Origin of the sequence: Methanobacterium spitsbergense (genome assembly GCF_019931065.1) — an archaeon.
GTDB lineage: Archaea > Methanobacteriota > Methanobacteria > Methanobacteriales > Methanobacteriaceae > Methanobacterium_B > Methanobacterium_B spitsbergense.
The window spans coordinates 1-18376 of the sequence record NZ_JAIOUQ010000017.1 but is presented as its reverse complement, the minus strand read 5'-3'; the positions used below and the strand labels follow the sequence as shown (position 1 = coordinate 18376).

At 34.1% G+C, this 18376-nt stretch carries 20 protein-coding genes; 2 read left to right on the top strand and 18 right to left on the bottom strand.

Annotation, left to right across the window (positions count from 1 at the left end; genetic code table 11):
* Positions 1 to 3 precede the first annotated feature (3 nt).
* From K8N75_RS13385 to K8N75_RS13375, 3 genes are read right to left on the bottom strand one after another with little or no spacing between them, the layout of a single operon-like run.
* Positions 4 to 1347 (bottom strand): DUF2341 domain-containing protein, encoded by a 1344-nt coding sequence (locus K8N75_RS13385; RefSeq protein WP_223792556.1) that lies wholly within the window; start codon positions 1345 to 1347, stop codon positions 4 to 6.
* Positions 1344 to 4610 (bottom strand): hypothetical protein, encoded by a 3267-nt coding sequence (locus K8N75_RS13380; protein ID WP_223792555.1) that lies wholly within the window; start codon positions 4608 to 4610, stop codon positions 1344 to 1346. The genes K8N75_RS13385 and K8N75_RS13380 overlap by 4 nt, the downstream gene beginning before the upstream one ends.
* Positions 4611 to 4616: 6 nt before the next feature.
* A complete protein-coding gene (locus tag K8N75_RS13375) occupies positions 4617 to 7109 on the bottom strand; it encodes a hypothetical protein (protein WP_223792554.1) in 2493 nt (830 codons plus the stop codon).
* A 373-nt stretch (positions 7110 to 7482) separates the two neighbouring features.
* Between K8N75_RS13375 and K8N75_RS13370 the strand changes: the two genes are divergently transcribed.
* The gene (locus tag K8N75_RS13370) at positions 7483 to 7821 is read left to right on the top strand and encodes a hypothetical protein (protein WP_223792553.1); all 339 of its coding nucleotides are present in this window, start codon (positions 7483 to 7485) and stop codon (positions 7819 to 7821) included.
* A gap of 1 nt (position 7822) precedes the next feature.
* Here the strand turns inward: K8N75_RS13370 and K8N75_RS13365 are convergent, their stop codons facing one another.
* The 12 genes from K8N75_RS13365 to K8N75_RS13310 form a co-directional block, all read right to left on the bottom strand.
* On the bottom strand, positions 7823 to 7969 hold the full coding sequence (locus tag K8N75_RS13365) for a hypothetical protein (RefSeq protein ID WP_223792552.1): 147 nt from the start codon (positions 7967 to 7969) through the stop codon (positions 7823 to 7825).
* 71 nt (positions 7970 to 8040) lie between these two features.
* Positions 8041 to 8550 (bottom strand): hypothetical protein, encoded by a 510-nt coding sequence (locus tag K8N75_RS13360; RefSeq protein ID WP_223792551.1) that lies wholly within the window; start codon positions 8548 to 8550, stop codon positions 8041 to 8043.
* A 119-nt stretch (positions 8551 to 8669) separates the two neighbouring features.
* Positions 8670 to 9752, bottom strand: coding sequence for an Ig-like domain-containing protein (locus K8N75_RS13355; protein ID WP_223792550.1), 1083 nt, complete (start codon positions 9750 to 9752; stop codon positions 8670 to 8672).
* 19 nt (positions 9753 to 9771) lie between these two features.
* Complete coding sequence (locus tag K8N75_RS13350) at positions 9772 to 9933, bottom strand: hypothetical protein (RefSeq protein WP_223792549.1); 162 nt, start codon at positions 9931 to 9933, stop codon at positions 9772 to 9774.
* 57 nt (positions 9934 to 9990) lie between these two features.
* On the bottom strand, positions 9991 to 10515 hold the full coding sequence (locus tag K8N75_RS13345; protein WP_223792548.1) for a hypothetical protein: 525 nt from the start codon (positions 10513 to 10515) through the stop codon (positions 9991 to 9993).
* Positions 10516 to 10974, bottom strand: coding sequence for a hypothetical protein (locus tag K8N75_RS13340; RefSeq protein ID WP_223792547.1), 459 nt, complete (start codon positions 10972 to 10974; stop codon positions 10516 to 10518).
* 40 nt (positions 10975 to 11014) lie between these two features.
* On the bottom strand, positions 11015 to 11431 hold the full coding sequence (locus tag K8N75_RS13335) for a hypothetical protein (protein WP_223792546.1): 417 nt from the start codon (positions 11429 to 11431) through the stop codon (positions 11015 to 11017).
* 30 nt (positions 11432 to 11461) lie between these two features.
* Positions 11462 to 11719 (bottom strand): hypothetical protein, encoded by a 258-nt coding sequence (locus tag K8N75_RS13330; protein ID WP_223792545.1) that lies wholly within the window; start codon positions 11717 to 11719, stop codon positions 11462 to 11464.
* 19 nt (positions 11720 to 11738) lie between these two features.
* Positions 11739 to 12290 carry a hypothetical protein gene (locus K8N75_RS13325; RefSeq protein ID WP_223792544.1) on the bottom strand — a complete coding sequence of 184 codons (552 nt, stop codon included), beginning with the start codon at positions 12288 to 12290 and terminating at the stop codon, positions 11739 to 11741.
* Positions 12291 to 12349: 59 nt separating this feature from the next.
* Complete coding sequence (locus K8N75_RS13320) at positions 12350 to 13231, bottom strand: encapsulin (protein ID WP_223792543.1); 882 nt, start codon at positions 13229 to 13231, stop codon at positions 12350 to 12352.
* 15 nt (positions 13232 to 13246) lie between these two features.
* Positions 13247 to 13759 (bottom strand): hypothetical protein, encoded by a 513-nt coding sequence (locus K8N75_RS13315; RefSeq protein WP_223792542.1) that lies wholly within the window; start codon positions 13757 to 13759, stop codon positions 13247 to 13249.
* A gap of 5 nt (positions 13760 to 13764) precedes the next feature.
* A complete protein-coding gene (locus tag K8N75_RS13310) occupies positions 13765 to 15342 on the bottom strand; it encodes a hypothetical protein (RefSeq protein ID WP_223792541.1) in 1578 nt (525 codons plus the stop codon).
* Between the two features lie 86 nt (positions 15343 to 15428).
* On the opposite strand from K8N75_RS13310, the gene K8N75_RS13305 reads away from it, so the two are divergent.
* Entirely contained in the window at positions 15429 to 15686 is a 258-nt protein-coding gene (locus K8N75_RS13305; protein WP_223792540.1) for a hypothetical protein, read from the top strand.
* Between the two features lie 25 nt (positions 15687 to 15711).
* Here K8N75_RS13305 and K8N75_RS13300 read toward each other — a convergent pair whose 3' ends face one another.
* From K8N75_RS13300 to K8N75_RS13290, 3 genes are all read right to left on the bottom strand, one after another.
* A complete protein-coding gene (locus tag K8N75_RS13300) occupies positions 15712 to 16674 on the bottom strand; it encodes a hypothetical protein (protein WP_223792539.1) in 963 nt (320 codons plus the stop codon).
* A gap of 12 nt (positions 16675 to 16686) precedes the next feature.
* Positions 16687 to 18105, bottom strand: coding sequence for a hypothetical protein (locus K8N75_RS13295; RefSeq protein WP_223792538.1), 1419 nt, complete (start codon positions 18103 to 18105; stop codon positions 16687 to 16689).
* The coding region (locus K8N75_RS13290; RefSeq protein ID WP_223792537.1) for a hypothetical protein at positions 18102 to 18376 on the bottom strand (275 nt) is incomplete at its 5' end. The genes K8N75_RS13295 and K8N75_RS13290, both read right to left, overlap by 4 nt.

Genomic DNA, 18376 nt, shown 5'->3' with positions numbered 1-18376 from the left:
TTTTTATCCTGATTCTGCTGTTATTTCAATACCGCACATAAACGGTCCGTCATAAGAATAATCCGGTATTGTGCACCGCATATATAAAAGCTGATTTGTAAATGCTTTGATTTCAGGAACATACAAAACTTTATAATAATTTTTTTTATCTAAACTTAATTCCACATACTGATAAGAACTTTGACTTGCACTTACCATCGCTTCCGGAATGTCCTCGCCTGATAATGGTGCGGGTTTTATTGTAACATTTTTAAGATCATGTAATGTACTTCCAAGATTTATTGTTTGATCTCTACTGTTATCATTAGGATATAATGATTCAACAAGAATAGTATTCAAACTATTACCTTCAGAATCAGTAATTGAAATATCTGCATTTGTAATCCAATTGGTTTGTTCGCTTAGAACAGGAGAACTCATTATAATATCAGTTACTCTTATCCAATCTATATCTGCAATACCCTGTTCTTTTCCCAATTGAAGTTTAAATGTACCATCAGGGACTCCATAAAAATACCATAATACATTATGAATTTCCCCTTTATACACTTCATCAACATAGTATTTGATTTGAAATGAATTATTTAAAACATAGGTCCCGCCATCATCCGCAATTGCTGTGCCTTGTTTTTTAAAGAAATCAAATCTTAATATATGCCATGTATCATTAGCAACAATACCTGTATCTACTTCCTGTGTACAATATTGTGGAACTATGCCTTCTGTAGGATTGCTTGTTCTTACCATCCAATTATTGGCTTGTGCTATAAATCCCATAAACTTAGTAGAATCAGCCGCCCAATAGGATAAATTTTCGGATTCAGGATCTACTAAAAGAAAATGGGCTGAGATAGGCATAACAATAGAAGGCATCTTAACTTTCATTGAAACACTACAAGATTCAAAATTAGTTCTTTTTGATTGTATAACTCCATTAATATTTGCAATAGAATTTGCAACAGTAATTTCTCCACTTTTTAATTCCCATTTATCAGTGTCTAAACTTGTTCCTTCAAAATGATCAAAGAAATCAGAACTAAAAATTTCAGTATCACTTATATCTGCTAAAACTGGATTCCCTGAGAACATTGCAATATTAGTAATTGCGGGACTTGCAGGTAATTTAGGGATTAAAACATAGAAATTAGCTTTTACGCCTTCAATATAGTTTATTAAGAAGTAACTGACTTCAACATTATTCACTGCAAATCGTAGATCACTGAAATCAGTCTTAATTTGATTTGAATATGCTACAGTAACATTGACAACGTAATCGTATAAATCTCCATCTATACTTCCTTTCACTGGCAATATACTCGCATTTGTTAATGTTGCTAGTTCAGTCATTTGTAAATCACCTTGATTTGGCTTAATCGTATTCCTTTATTATTCTCTGCTAGATCTTCACCATCATAAGGAGGTAAATGTTTTTCAGATACAAATTCTAATACTGTTACTGGTGGATTTAATGTATAACTTAATGATTCCTGTCCATCCAATCCAATATCTCCCCCATTATGATCATGGCTGTAATGCATGCTTTGTTTAATGCCATTTAATGTTAATGTTGCAGGTAAATTACATGCATTTCCTACGACCTGAACTTCTTTTACTAATCTTGTTTCTGTTATTTGCATGAACCCAAATTCATACCCTTCAGCATTTGGATCAGTCCTAGTTATTGGTGCTAATGTTCCTACTTTATAGGTTATTATAAATTCGATATATTTTATCCAGATTGTATTGAAGGAACCTACTGAATTTTTATATGAAACATAAAATTCTGGATCATTATATACTGCAGGATCATCTGAGAATGTAGGGATGCCTCCATCCAATGTGTCTAATTTTAAAAGTTCCATATTATTAGGGTTAGTACCCTTTTTGAAATTCCAGAATATTTCTTGTCCATTAACATTAATAATTTGATTACCAGACATGGCTAATTCATAAAGAATTTCAACTTCAATATAATCTACCCACGCTTCTTTTAAAGTGGATAATGTTGTTTGATATGAAATATTAAAAGTAGGATCATTATATGTTGCAGGATCTGTTGAAACTAAATTAATACTTCCATCATTACTATCTAATAATAATTCTTGAAGTCTATCTGATTCACTTTTAATATAATTCCTAACTATTTTTTGGCCATTCACTCCTATGATATGAACATTATTTTCAACAGTCAATTCATAGGTTATTGTAACATCTAAACTATCCATATATGCAAAATCATCTACTCCAACAGTTGCATGATAAGCAACAAAGAATTCCGGATTATTATATACTGAAGGTTTATTTGAAAATCTAGTTAAATTCCATTCCTTCACTTTTAGATTATTCTGAGCTGATTGAATAATCGCATCACTTAGAGTTTCTAAACCATTTACATTTACTACATTATTTTTAGTAATATCTGGTATAGTGAAATCTACAATAACTTTTATATATTCTAACCAACTGTACTGATTTGCGCCTACAATATCACTAAATCCAATATAGAGATTATCAGCCCTTAAATTATCAGCATTTAAAAGAAGTGATGTAAAATGAGAGGATAGTGTGTTGGTATCAACCGTGATTGTTTCAAGGTTATCTTTTGCTCTTTGATGCCTACCTAAATTTATACCAGAATTACTTGATGGATTATTTATATCCCCTCTCCATATTACAAGATCGCCATTAGGAGAAACGGGATTTGCATTTTGTGAACCACATTTAACTTGGATTCTAACCCTATCAATTGTTGAACCCTCCGGAATTTGTGGGATATAATTAACATGGGCAACATATAATGCTGATTTTCCATTGCCAGGTCCATGTTGCATTAATACAACATTACCTACACCCGCATACTCTGAATTACTTATCCCGTCCCATGTTTGGTTACCTTTCCATAAATCTCCACCAGCATTAACATTATTTCTTTGAGTTGTTATTAAAGGATCAGGATCACTATATCCATCCTCAAAATTACCTAGAATTTGTGTAGTATTTGTTACCTGTCTTGTTCTAGTATATCCTAAAGTATTACTATTATTTGCATACTTTAATTTTGCTTTTACTCCCGTTACAACTGCATCTTCTGGAATATCAAAACCAAAATCTTTCATGGTTATATTTGAAGTGAATGCAGGTCTTCCTGTATTTGATAATGTTGTTGCTAAAACATCATCATCAGCGCCAATATTCTCTAAATTTTCCCATTGTATTCCAGTATTTTCCTGTTCAAATACTGTTGGGAATTTATTTTGGGTTCTTAATCTTGCAGCTAAACTTGTATCTATGACTTCACTATTATTTGCATATCCTAATTTTACTTTTAATCTTTTAACAATTGCATCAGCAGGGATATCAAAACCGAAATCGTCTACACTAATTTCTGTGGTTTTCAATGGATCGGTAGTACTAATGTTTGTTGCATGAGCAAGATTTGTTTCATCATTTACCAATATATTTGTTAAATCTTCCCATGGAATTAACCTGCCGGGATCTGTAGGAAAATGAGCTTCGGTAGGATATTTAATCTTTGTTCTCTGTCTTAATGTTGCTGATGATATATTTTCAGTAATATTGTTAGCAACCATTATATTCGCTTGTAATCTTGTAATTAACATGCCTGTAGGGATATCAAAACCGAAATCTTTTGCAATTATCTTGCAAGATTCCATGCTTTGACCCATATTGTTATTATAAACACTTGCAAGGTTCTCATCTGTTTCTTGAATAGTTTCTAAATTATCCCATACAAGATCACTACTATTATCTTGAGATACATCATAAGGAACATTCTGAACAGTGCCTCCCTTATTAAATGGAAGAGTATCTCTTAAAATATATAAAGGCCCACATCCAATCTTTGCTCCATAAATATCATGTATTGAAACTGTTATCTCATTATCCCCCTCTACCAATAATGAAGTGATATTAAGGGCTTTACCGGGAGCATAAATATTAGTATTATAAGCTTGTCTTATTGTTTCTGTTCCATTGGATACAATGATTTCATCATCTATATCTATCAGATTATCCTTTGCAACACCCATCCATGATGAAGCAATATAAATTTTACCTCTACCATCCCAATTAAAAATTATTGGATCAAAAGTATCAGTTTCAACTCCTTTACCAGTAACAGGCCTACCATAGCCTGAAGTGATCAGGTAAATATTATCTGTCCATGGTTCATATTCTATATTTCCATATAATCGGAAATCTGGTCTGTAGATACTGTATGGTAATTTTGATGAGGCACTTTCGAGTTGAACATATATTACCATATCCCATTTAACCAATGTCTCAGAAGTATCATCTATTGTTGGAACCGTATACTCAATAGCACCATCCCATGTGTGGATTCCATCAGTGATTGTTACTACTTTGCCGTCTATGCTTGTTTGTAGGTCTGTTCCCCCATTTATCAAGGGTTTATTGTTAATGGTGTTACATGCAATTTGTTCAAATAATTCTATTTCATCTTGAGCATCTTCAAATTCAGGTCCTGGTTGTGATGCACAATGTAGTGTTATTTTAGGAAGTTTTTTATCCACACTTACAATCCATTTTGGATGTACTCCATTGATTAGCCAGTTATCATATTTTCCCATAGATATTCACTTCCTCATCATTACCATCGGTTTACCACCTTTGGAAACATATCCTTCTAAAATTGAATCGGATATGCTTTCTCCTAGGATTGTTCCAGCATTCTTTATAACATCTTTATCTGCATTTCCTTTAATTACAACCGCTCCTTCATCAACATGTAATGTCATCTGTGGTGAATTTGCATTATTTACAGCTGCAGATGTAGAGGGAATATTAGATAATGAAGGAAGTTTTGAAATATTACTTAAACTAAATTTAGATAACCCTTTACTCATTGCACCCGCAATACCAGAAGTCCAACTTTCCGCACCATCCTCTGTAACGGCTGCTAATGGTCCTTCTTTTGGTGGGGATTGTGGGAAATTTAAACCAATAGCAGATAATGCTTGTCTTAATCCCGGTATGGCATTTATAATACCGTTAATTAATCCAAGAATTATGTCATGACCCCACTTGTTCATGTTAGCAGGAAGACCAATTAAGAAATTTGCAAGTTCTTGGAAGAAATTATATATGTTATCCCATGCACCTTGCAATCCTTTCCAGATCCAATCCCAAATACCAGATGCTCCCGCTCCACCTGTAAGCCAGTTAATAAAAGTTTCAATTAATATTCTCCCTATTGTCAATGGAAGAGTTACCATATCCCAAGCAAATTTAACACCCTTCCATAACCAATTCCAAATATCCCCCGACCCAGCACTACCAGTCATCCAAGACCAAAAGCTAGTAAGTAATCCCCAAAGCCAATTAACAGCATCATGAACAGGTTTAACATTGTTATAAGCCCAAATTAAACCAGCAACTAAAGCAGCTAAAGCCAAAACAATTAACATAATCGGGTTTGCATCCATTATTACGTTCAAAATACCAGTAGCAATTGATAAAGCACCGGTTGCTATAGTTGCAGCACCACTTGCAACGGCCAAAGCAAGTCTAGACGCTCCAGCTCCTACTGTTGAGAGTACACTTCCACCTGTAGCAAAATTATAAGCAGATGTAGCAGCTGTTAAAAGTGTTGTGGCGGCTGTTGATAATCCGGTTTGAACTGTGTTCTCAGCTCTAGCTAAACTTGCACCTATTGTTGCAAGTCTTCCTTCATTCTGTGCAATAGTTGTTCCATTAATTGCTGTTGCATGTGCTGCAGCAGTTCCTATTTCTAATGTTGTTACGCCACGTAAAACAGCTAATGCTCCACTTACTCCTTCAGTAGCAAGAGCATATGCGGCCTGGGCTGCAGTTTGTGCATAAGTATAAGCAGTAGATAATAATTGACGGGTCATCATCAATGCTTGTTCAATTTGTAAAACTCTATAAACGGAGGACAAACCAACGATAATAGCAACTAACGCCCCAAATGCTACAACCCCGCCTAAAACAAGTTTGGCAGCATTACCCAAAGGACCATTCATTTTATCAATAGTACCTGCAATAGTTCCTAGAACTCCACTTACGACATTTAAGGCAGGTACAACAAGGGGTAATATTAGCCCTCCAATTACCCTTAATAAGAATTCTCCTGAACGAGTTAGTTGATCATTTACATGTTGCCATGAATTTTTATATGCCTCATTAGCATCAGATCCATATTTAGAAAACATAATACCATTAAGATATGCTGCTCTCTGATTAGAATCCATAGTCTTCATTTCTTCAGCAACTTGGGCAACACTTTTACCAGTTGCCTTATAAACATCCTGATCATTTAATCCTAATTGTTTAATAGTACGTGAATTAAATGTTCCTGCAGCAACAACACGCTGATAAGTATTCTCAATAGCACCAATATCTTTACCTGTAATAAATGCTGCTCCAGATATGGTTCCAAATCCTGCAGTTAATATATCTGCATTAGTGATTCCTGCAATTCCCATCTGGGTAAAAAATTCTCTCACATCCCCTGCTCCACGTCCAGTAGAACTGGTAATACTACTTATAGTACTGCCCCATTTCTCTTTAACACCATCTCCTGATAATCCAAAATCTCCTAACGCTGTACCCATCCGAGTCCAACTATCTTCAAATCTACCTGCACCAGATACTGCCTGAGAAATAAATGCACCAATACCAAGTCCTGCCAGTACTCCTGTAAAACTACTCATTGAACCTTTAGCATTATCAGTTGAGGCCGTGGTATCATTCATTCCCCCACTAACTCCTCCCAAATCTGCATCTAATTCTGTTACTGCTTCATCTGTCTGTTTAATGGAAGTTGGATCTATATTATCAATATCAGTACCTAACTTTTCAGCACTTGTTCCTGCATCCTCTAAATCTGTTGATAAATTATTTACATCCGTTGATACTTCATTCATTCCCGAATCAGTAATATCAACATTAATATTTTTATCTGGAATACTATTCAATTCACTCTGAAGATTTTGTAAATTTAAATCATCAATAGAAGTAGCTACATCTACCGTTTTATCTGGAATACTTGTTAGTTCAGATTCTAAACTCTTAAGTTCTGTTTCATCAACAGATGTATCCACATCCACTGTTTTATCAGGAATACTTGTTAGTTCAGATTCTAAACTCTTAAGTTCTGTTTCATCAACATCAGTTGTTACATCAACGGTCTTATCTACAATACCTGCTAAATCTTCTTTAACAGTAGTTATCGCTTCAACATTTTCTGTTTGAATATCAATAGATGTAACTTTATCACTAGGAAATTCATTAATAGTGTTTAATAAGTTAGTTAAATCTTCGATAGCAGATTGAACCTCTGCTAAAACTTCGATTCCTAGTTGTTGTGTATCTGAGATAAAGATTCCTCCAAATAAAATTAAAATAGCAAATTAATATGTAAAAAAATAATATGATAATTTAAATAAGAATAATTCCAAAGTAAAAATGGAAATTGATATAATGAGTTATTTGGTTTGTGAAAAATGTAACAAATATTATGAACTCCAAGAAGGAGAATTACCTGCAGATTTTGATAATAATTGTGAATGTGGAAGTACTCTAAAATTTAAAGGTAGTTTGGATCAAAATGAAGAAGATAAATTCCTTAAAGAAAGTGATGTAGGGCGTAAAATGGAAACGCATATTGATGTAAAGGGTGCTACTTTTTTTAGTATTAAACTTGTAGGAAAAATTTTTTTAATATTTGTTGGTTTACTTACTGCTATTGCTTTTTTCCCAATAGGTCTTTTAGGTCTGGGATTTATTATTTGGTGGTTATTCTTTAATAAAAAAAAGTAGTTTATTTGTCTTTGTTTACCTGTTTCATTTGTATTTTGCTTAAAGCGTTCATTGAATTGGTTGATCTAATATTTGCTTCTTCCTCTGTGATTTGAACTTTTTTATCTTCAGGGATGAGAAAATCAACATGTTTCCAAAATTTAGACATGTTCCATCTTAAAATATCTTCAAAATCAAACTTGTTAAATTCTCGACTTATAATTAATGCCCATCCTTCAATTATTTCCCAGATCTCTTTTTTTCCCTTTTGTCCTTCAACCGATTTTTTGTATCAGCGACCATGGGCATGTCCTGATTTGCAAGTTTCATCATAAGTCTTGTAACAATTTGGGTTTGGGATTCTGTGACCCCAATATCCTTAAATTCATCCAATTCCTTACCAACTTTAGTATAAGCTTCTTTGTATAATGCACGTTTAAGTCCTAATTGTGCTACTTTATAACTTAATTCCATTGCCTGTAACTTTAGATCAACAGCTTCCTCTCCTAATTCAGCCATTTTATCAATGTCTTCTAATGATAAATCTTTCGTAGGTACAATAGGAAGTGATGGATCGTCAATAGTGGCCCCAGTATAATATTCTAATTTAGATATTATTCCGGATAATTTAGCTGTAATTTTATCTAAAGGTGTGATATAATCTCTTATTTCAATTACACGATATGGTTCAATTTCAATTTCTTTACCATTTACTTTGATTGTTGATGTTGGATAATAATTTGGTAACATAATTTTAAAGCCTCCAAAAATATTTTAGATACGGACTGGGATGATTTGAACATCCAAATAGGCTTTTACTGAGTACAGTCCGAAAAAAGAAATAATTTATTTAAAAAAAATAAGGTATTTTAACTTAACACCAATACGCTTGAATCATTAGAAGGTGCATATGCAGTATCTCCTAAAAATTCAGCTATAAGTGTATAACTATCTGCAGTTAATGCAGGTGATGGTGTGTATGTTGCGAGTGTTGCTATGCCTGAACTGTTTGTAGTAGCTGTTCCAGCACTAACTCCATCTACAATGAAAGTAATAGATTTTCCACTGATTAAATTACCTTCACCATCTTCTAAAACTGCAGTTAGATTTGTGATTGCAGCTCCTGCAGATGCGGATTTAGGTGTCATTGTCATTCTTGTTCTACTCTTTGTAGATCCCTCTACTTGTGGAGTTAAGAGTCTTGGTTTTGCTCCGATAGTTGCTTCTAATTTTAGATCTCCAGCTTTTCCCTGTTTAATTCCAGGAGTATCGGGACTTATCATTACTTGTTCAAATTTATAGAACCCTAGAATAATAGTTTCATCTTGAGGATCTGTAATTGCCATAAATCCTGATAGAATTTTAGGTGCATTTACCATTTCCCCTGCATCAAAACCAGGTTCAACTTCATCCCCTGTTGTATCTGAGATATAGAAAAGTCTTTTTGATATCAATATAGTATTTTTAGATGTTATCAAATCTGCTTTAAAGGTTTGTTTGATTGAACCAAACCCATATATAACATCTGTAGTACCTATACCTTCAACATCATCCATCTTTTGTTTTGTTGGCATTTCAAATGATTGACAAACAACAGGTGCAAATTGAGCTCTTCCAGTTCCTACAACACTATCCACACTTGCTGCTTCAGGTGCCTCTGCAAGACGCACGCCTGCAAATACTTCATTTCCATAATCGTCTCTTGTGGTTAATAGGGATGCAAATGCGACAGTAGTGTATACGTCATCCTTTTCTGTTTCTATTACTATATCATCAACTGTTGGAGTGATCCTTAGTTCTCCAGGATAGATGGGGTAATAATTTTCTGTTAAATAAAAATCCGTGTTTGTTCCATCTATTAATCCTGTTAATGCGACTCTCGTATATTTGTCTCCTAGATATACATCAAAGTTCTGCTGCATTAAAACCTGTTCTTGACTTATTGGTGGCATATTATTCCTCCTTTAAATATTATTTTTTAATTTTATCCAGTTTCTTTAATTCAGTTTTAATATTAAAATCTTCTATTCGTGGGCCCCATGTTAATAGGAGTTCCTTTGCAGTTTCAACATCTCCTTTATCAGTATATTTTTTAACAATCTTTTTGAGAGTTGTTTTATCCATTTTTCCCAAATTAGACACCTCCATTAAAAATAGTATAATAAAATTTAATTAAAATAAAAAGTGAATTCAATGTTTTTTGTTATCATCAATTGTAATACTAAACTTAATAGCAGCTGTTAAAGATTTAATAGGTTTTTTTGTATTTTCTAAACTTATTGTTAAAGGTCTCCAGTTCATACTATTTCCTGTAATTAAAGGAGTTACAATTACACCAGGTAAACCTAAACAATCAGGATCCTTAAAAAAATCACTTACAACATCACTTAAATGGGTTGCAACAGTATCTGCATCGTCATCGTTTCCAGGTACAAATAATACAACTGCCCCAGTTATATCTGATTGCCATACTTGCCTTTTCGGTTTACTAATAACGGCATTTATGGGTCCTCTTTTATTCAGTCCTAAAGGCTGTTCCATACCACCCATAAAAACCAGACCTGCTAAAACCCCATCTTGTAAACTGATAAGATCAGGTTCTCCTCGTGTAAGATTTACAATAATTGGTTTTGGATCTTCAGATATATCCCAAGGATCTGTTAAATCTTTGAGTTTAGTCTTGAATGTTGCTTTAACAGTTTCTAAATCATACATTTAAGTCCTTCCTATATTGGTTATATATTCATGAAGTCTGTAATCTATGGCGCTTTGTGCATTGTGATATGCTCTTGTAGGGTAATCGTTTCCTGGTTGACGGCCATCTGTTCTATTTTCATATTCTCCTCCGAGAACATTCTGTAAATACCAGAACCACCAACGTCGTTGTAAATCTGAGAAGATAGGTCCATAAACTGCATGGCCGCTAACTACATCATCAAAATAAGAAGCTTCACTGTAGATATAACGATCATAAGTTCCTAACTGTTCAATGACATGCATTGATATAAGGAAACCTGTTAAATTTGGAGCTTCAATGTCCATATTATCCTTATAAATTTCTGCGAGATCATCTAAAAGTAGAATTGTATCATCTGGTAACCCATCAATTATCTTTTGATAGAGATTATATACATTATCTTTACCAATTTTAAAAGTTAAAGATGCAGATGGCATTTAAGATATCTCCAAAAAGTAGTAAATTAAAATAAATCAATTAGTATCTATTCACTAATGATCCAACAGGAGGTAAATCTGGTTTCCCCTGTTCCTTTGTATCCTCATCATATCCGCCAAGGATAATATCTATATAACTTTTAACCTTATCGTCTGCAGATTCTTTATATGCTTTGGATGTGGGACTTAATGATTCATTGTCTGAATAATAAGCATTGAACATAAATGATGCAGTATAAAGGTTTCCCGCTTTTATAAGTGTATTCAATGGATCTTTAGGATCTATACTCTCAAGTATTGTTGGTATTGGGATATTGTTTTTAATCAATTCTCCATTAATTATATCTTCAGCATCATCAATTGCAACACTAAGTAATGCCTCATATTTATCAGTATTCTTGTCGGGTTTTAATCGATTTGTTAATGTCTCCACAACACTAGAATCTGCATAACTCATATTTTTATCCTCCAAAAAAAAGAAATAGAATTATGCAGCTGCTGTGGCTTCATTCACAAAGTATTTAACACCATCACAAATGACACGATATGTTTTACCACTTGCATGACTGTCAAGGAATACTCCTTGGAACCCTGCCCCTACGGTTGCTACTCCTCCAAATGCACTTATAAGTTGGGCGTTTGTTGGTGTCCCATTTGTGTTAGCGGTTGCGAATGCTTTAGTTAATATTGCATTGCTCAGTTTCCTTAATTCTTGAGGTATACTTATTGGTTTATCTCCTGTCATAAATTAGACCTCCAAGAATTTATTTGATTACCTTCTGTTTTTTGAGGATTAACTGTTGTATTCTGAACAATTTCTGGCCTTCAGCTGATAGGCTAGATTTACCATTGTCTGATCTTTCAACTTCCTGTTCAATCCATTTAACAGTATCTTTATCAGACCATAACCCTGGTTTTTGGGTAGCAAATGCATATCCTCTAGATTTTGTTGTAATTTCTGCTTTAAATATTTCAATAGGTCCGGGATATCTAACATATGCCCTTATTAATCTTTCACAATTAGGACATTCAACTATCTTGGGTGTATTCCCTTCTTTAAGATAATCTTCTGCATTTAATTTTAATGATTTTTTACATTTAGGACATATTGTAGATTCTATCCTCTGTTTTTCAGCATCTAAATGGTCCTGAATATCCTGTTGTTTAACCTGTTCTATGAGATTAGATCGTTCTGTCTGTGATAAATCTTTAACTTCAATAGGTTTTTCAACTATAACCTCTTTAACTGGTTGTTCTATTGGTTTTTCTTCCTGTTTTTTAACAGGTTGTTCTAGCTCTTCTTTCTTTTTTGGCATAATAATCAATTCCTCCTTCTATTAAAAAAATATGGAATTTTAGGATGGAATCAGTTTTATTAACCGGTATCCCAGAGATTGGTGATTGGAAGGAATGCATCTAAATGATGGATATCTGTTGCCTGGTAAGTTTCAACATTGAAATAGATCAGGTTGTTTTTATCAGGTACCCCTCCTTGTACAGCATATGTCTCTATATCTAGTTCAACATTCCTTTCTGCAACCTCAGTACCATAATATTCAAGAAGTCCGGTACCATTAGCTAATGCAGTGGTTCTATAGATATCATTAACCCCATTCTTGAAAAGTTTAGCAACAAAATCCATATAAGTAGCTGAAGTTTGTGGAACTCTTTTAAGAAGTGCATTATATGGTAATGGTGATAATATGAGTTTTTTATCAAGTCCCAAATATTTTTGAGATGCTTCAAGTTCACCTATACATTCCACAATTACCTCATCAGGGGCTGCACCTGTAGGATCATTCCATTCCTTACCATCGTCTACCGCATAAGGTGTTAGTCCTGCATCTGAGTAAATACCCTTTGTACCTGCATTTGAATCCCCGTTGAATACTACATCATCAAATGATTCGGCTACTAATCTACCTGAGTTTGTGGCATCCGTACCATTAAGAGCAGCTTCACCCATCCTAGCATATGCAGCTAATACATTTTTATGTAAATCAAAACCATGAGTATGTTCTATGACAGTTACGGTTTTAGGTGTTCTCTCAGCAGTTTCCCTTGGAACTTCCCTTACCCTATACCCTCTTTTAGCTTTACTTACGGGATATTCGACTTGATCCCTAGAAACTGTTCCAGTTCCTAGAGGTAAATCAACACCTCTAGCTAATACAGTAGTACCAATCAAAGGTGCTTTATATGCTAGTATAGCTTTTACATCGAAAAAATCAGTTATTGACCTTGGTAAATTTCCCATTCTTCATCTCCTCCTTTATATTTTAATCCTTACAGGTATTAAATCAGTTATAACACCAGTTACTAGATATTTACCTAATACTGTGTCTTTAGCCGTGGCTGCTGCCTGTACTTCATCTATTAATCCATTAATTGCAGCGTTAATTTTAGCATCATCATGGGTTGCTATTGCTGCATCTGTGAATGTGTCGGTTGCAAGTTTAGCGCCAAGGCCTCCTGCCATTGGTACACATTTATCTCCAGCTGTTACATTAGCAACTCCGCATTTAACAAAAACAGTTCCTGAATCGTAGATAGTAACTCTTTCTCCTATCTGGTATCCTGTTCTCTTTATTAAACCGCCGTTTCCATCTGGCATCATTTCATCAGGATGTGGTATTGCAACTCCTAATGGGATATCTCCTGCAGTTGCAAGGTCAACTTTAGTTTTATCACTTGCATTAAATTTAACAATAGCATAAGCAGGTATAACTTCAGTTGCTGTGACTTCTATTGCTATTTCATGTCCGTTAAATGGTTGTAGACCCATCTTAATCACCTACCCTGTTCATTTAAATCTTTTCTAATTTTTTTAGCTTTCTCAGCATTTGCTGTAGCCTGTTTTTCTAGGCTTTTATCTACAAAGTTTGGAATATCTCCATCTGGAGTTTTGCTAAGTGTACGTTCCATACTCTTAACTTCAGTTTTAACAAAGAAGTCAGGATTTGCTTCAAATGCATCCTTATTAAACATTGGATCCTCTTCATCTATCATGGATTCTTCAAGAGATTTCATGAAGTCCTCTTCGTTTATATCGGTTTCTCCGTCTTTTGTAGGGTTAATCTTTTTATGTAAATCTAAAGCTTTTGTAATCAAAGCTTTGTGTTTAAGAGATTTATTTTCTGATGTGATGGATTCTAAAGTAGTTTTCATGTCTTTAGTTTTTGCATCAACACCTTCATCTATCATCTTCTGAATTTCTTCTCTAGGTACTGCTGTTTTTTCCATAGGTTCTCCTCCCTGTTCTTCAGGTTCATCAATTACAGGTGGTTCTTCTATTGGTTCAACTTCATTTGATTTCATGAAATCTAAATGTCCTGAGTCAAATAAACCTTTTATTTTTTTTACAAATCCTTCATCTTTCTCTTTAGTCAATTTATCTCCTCCTTTATCATTGAATGTCTTCATTGCTTTTTCTAAATCGTTTGTAGCTTCAAATTCTTTAATCATTTTAGTTACTATCTGCGTTTCTGCAGCTGTAGGGTCTCCGAGTGTTATTTCATCAGTGTTAACATCACGAGCATAAGGTATAACATATACATCATCACCAACCCATGGTTCGACTACAACTTTATCAGGGAATGTGTATCTGATCCAACATCCTCTCATTCCACTCCCTTCACTATCTGCATATTTGGCTGATAATGCTTCATCTATATCGGCTCTTAATGATTCAAAAGAGCCATCAGTATTTATTACTGAAATCGTATCATCCTCCATTGCTTTATTTAATTCATAATCTGATTTCTTGATTTTGACAACTCCAAGATTCTTCATATCCATAGACTTTTGAATCTGAGCACACATTGAATGAGTACATGTTTTTGATTTTGCTGTGCCTCTAAGATTCCATGCTGCAGGAATAGCAGTTAATGCACCTGCGAATAATTGAAGGTCATCTATGATTTCCTTTTTAAGAATAAATCCATCATCCATGGATTTTTGTGTTATTGTTTTAGTTGCTAATGTTACACCTTCGATACTGCCTCCAACGGGAAGTCCTGAGTTTAATACATCCTCAATTTCATCTTCCCACATCTTACGGACACGGAGATCAACAATTAAATCAGTATCCTCAATCCATACATCAGTTGTAGGGCCTATCTCATCTCTTAAGCTGTGATTATGTCCATCATTGATTGCTATTGGGTTTTCTTTGAGTAGTTCGACCATTTTATTCATGGCATTATCGGTCATGGTATCTCCTTGAAGATCCTCGACTGTTGTACTCAGGCCAAACGAAATATGCTTACAACCAAATTCATCCCTATCAGCATTTTTAAAATCAGCCGATTTGGTTATTAATGGCATTTTAAACTTAAATCTTTTGTTAAGTATTTTTGAATCTTGCATAAGCTAATCTAACCTCCTATAAAATTGTTTAATAAAAAATAACAAATTATTAAGCGTGTATAATTTAATTAAATAATGGTGATAAAATGTTAGAATATATAGGACATATTGGGGATAAAAAAACCATTTTAACTTTCTTTGATGAAAATTTACCATTAGAGAAGATAAATGAAGTTAATGAAAAATTATCAGAATATAAGTATACTGCAGAAGTAGTAGGAACAACCAGAGAAAATATAGAAAGAATAATTATTTTAAGGTTAAATAGTCCCATAGGAGAATGTTCTAATTGTATAACTGAGTTTAAGGATTATTATATGTCAATTTTAGAAGATATTAAATAATATTTGAAATTAAATAGTTCAAATCCTAAGCATCAAATTCGACACCTGCAACAACTAATTTGCAACGTCCTCCATAGTGCTCTTCAGGGATGTTAGTTATACTCCATGGATTGTTATCTTCATTATCTTGACAATATTCACAGACACTATCATCTCCAACAGTTACCCAGTCAACATCTATTGCTAATGTTAAAGTTGCAGCTGCAAATAATCCTGCCTCTAACCATCCTGTCTTTTGACTTTCAACCCATCCGAACATCCCTAATATATCTAAACGGTTTTGGGAATCATTAAATGCACTATTTGCACTTCCAAGATTTTCACAATATTCTCTTAATTCTATCTCAGTCATTTCGGGATGATCTTTACTTGCATCTTTCATGCATTGTGTCCATGTAGAAGGTATGGTCACGGCTTTAGTCTTTGCAGATGATTGGGTTATTGATGCATAATAGCTATTGATATCATCCATGTTGAATATCTGTCGTATCCTCCCTCTCAAGACAAGTCCAATGTCTTCAATATTCATTAATTGCTGTCTGAGAATACTGTCTAATCTGGGTTGTTTTGATTTTTGTTTTGGAGGTTTGACATCATATCCCTTTAAGGTAGAGTTCATCCCATCATAACCCTCTTGGTATCTGTCTTTGATTAAAGGTTCGACTCTTCCTTGGGCTTCTTTAATGAATGATGTGATGAATATGTCTATTGTTTTTATTTTATCTTCAGGTAATGTTTCCTTGTCTAATAAAAATTTAACTGTTTTATCGTAGATTGTTTCAAGATATCCGGTTAAATCTCCACGATAATCTAGTTCATCTTTTGTAGGTGTACCTTCACCAAAGTTTTCATTTGGTTCAAAAGTAGGTTTATCTGATGTATTGGTTTGGTTATTGTTGTTAACTGCTTTGGTTATTAAAACGTCTAATGTTAGTTCATCGATTGCAACCATCCCTGATAGGTGTTTACAATCGTTACATTCTTTCATGAGAATTAGACCTTATAATCTTTTAAGTAAATCTTTCCTGAATAATAAATCTTTAACAGTTGAGAGTGTTTCACCTGTACTTGCTGTTGGTGTACTTGCTGCTTCTTGAGGTGTAGGGAATGGGTCCATTCCATCCCATTCTTGACCTCCCATATATGGGGCATTTGGTAGTCTTGCCATCTGTCTAACATCTGGTCTGCTTATTGCACCTGTAGGCCATAAGTATTGTATGATCCTTCCAACTTTTTCCATATCTACAGGTAAGAATGGATTATATTCAACTTCTAATCTTCCTTCAGTTATGCCTTGACTATTTAAATAATTATTAACACATCTCTCAATAATTGGGGTAACTATCTCGTCACGTGTACCTTTCTCTTGCATGCTCACAAATAGATCTGTCACAGATTCCATAGTTGCACGGTTCATATCTCCTGCAGCTACACTCATAACAAGTGCTAAAGGTACTCCCATTTCACGTCCTATGCTTTCATAGGTTTGCATCTCAAGCTCTACCATTTTAACTTCTTTACCTGCAAAGCTTGATTGAATAACAGTTTCCCAATCAGGAACAACAAAGGTTCCTCCTCTCTCTTCTTGTCTACGGTAAAACTCGGCTGTATTATCCATATGGGCTTGTAATGCTTCATTTGTTGCAGTTGCAGCTTGACCCATCTCTAATTCTCTTAACTGTTTGATGTTAAGTGTGACAATACGTGATATTTGACTGTAAATTTTAGCAAGGTCACGTCTATTATGTGGGAATCTTCCAGCATTTCTTAGGTCTACTATACAGTTTTGAAGTTTACTATCTCCCATCACAGATAGTTTTGAAAGACTATTAGTTCGGTAAATAACACGGTCTTGACTGAATGTTGGGGCTGTTTTATTGCCTCCTAAAGCTGTATTCTGTTGATATTGTTTTAATCCTGTTGGATCTGACATTACATTATCGATACTTTCATATGTTAATGTCATAGGATTTATCGAATCAAACCCTGTAACACCAATATTTGGATCTTGATAATAATTACCAAGTCCATCACGTGTTTCAATGATACATCCTCTTCCAAGGATACGGTACCATCTCAGGAAATTCTTTAAAGTACCATTTAAATCAATTTCTTTAATAAATGCTTCAGCCTTTTCCTTTGCATCGTCACCTGTTGCATCATCTTTAAATCCAACAGGGTTTAATTCAAAACCTACCCCTACATCAGCATGAGTTTTTATATCAACAAATGGTCGTGCTTTTCCACGTGTATAATGCATAACTAATTCATATTCATTTGCATATGGGAAATCTAATACTTGGAGTAATTCATGGTAACGGAAAGATGAATCAAATCTTTGAATAGCATTAAACATCCTATCTTGAGCATCATTTCCCATTATAGGAATATTTGCAGTTTCATTATTTGTTGGACTCATCTTATTGTACTCCTTACATTAGGATTTAAATTTGAAGGTAATCTTGGTTTACGCAGATAATTAAAGCCTTGACTAAGGCTGTCAATAATATTTGGAGATATAGGCATTACGGGGGCAAGTCGACCTATCTCACCTTTTAATAATTCAAAATAAGATTCTTTGTAACTAGATTCATGATAAATCTTCGTAGTCAATAACTCATTTATCGATACAAGCCCCTGTGTCATCTCTCTTATAAGGGGGCGGGCTCTGTTAAACTTGCTACCAACTG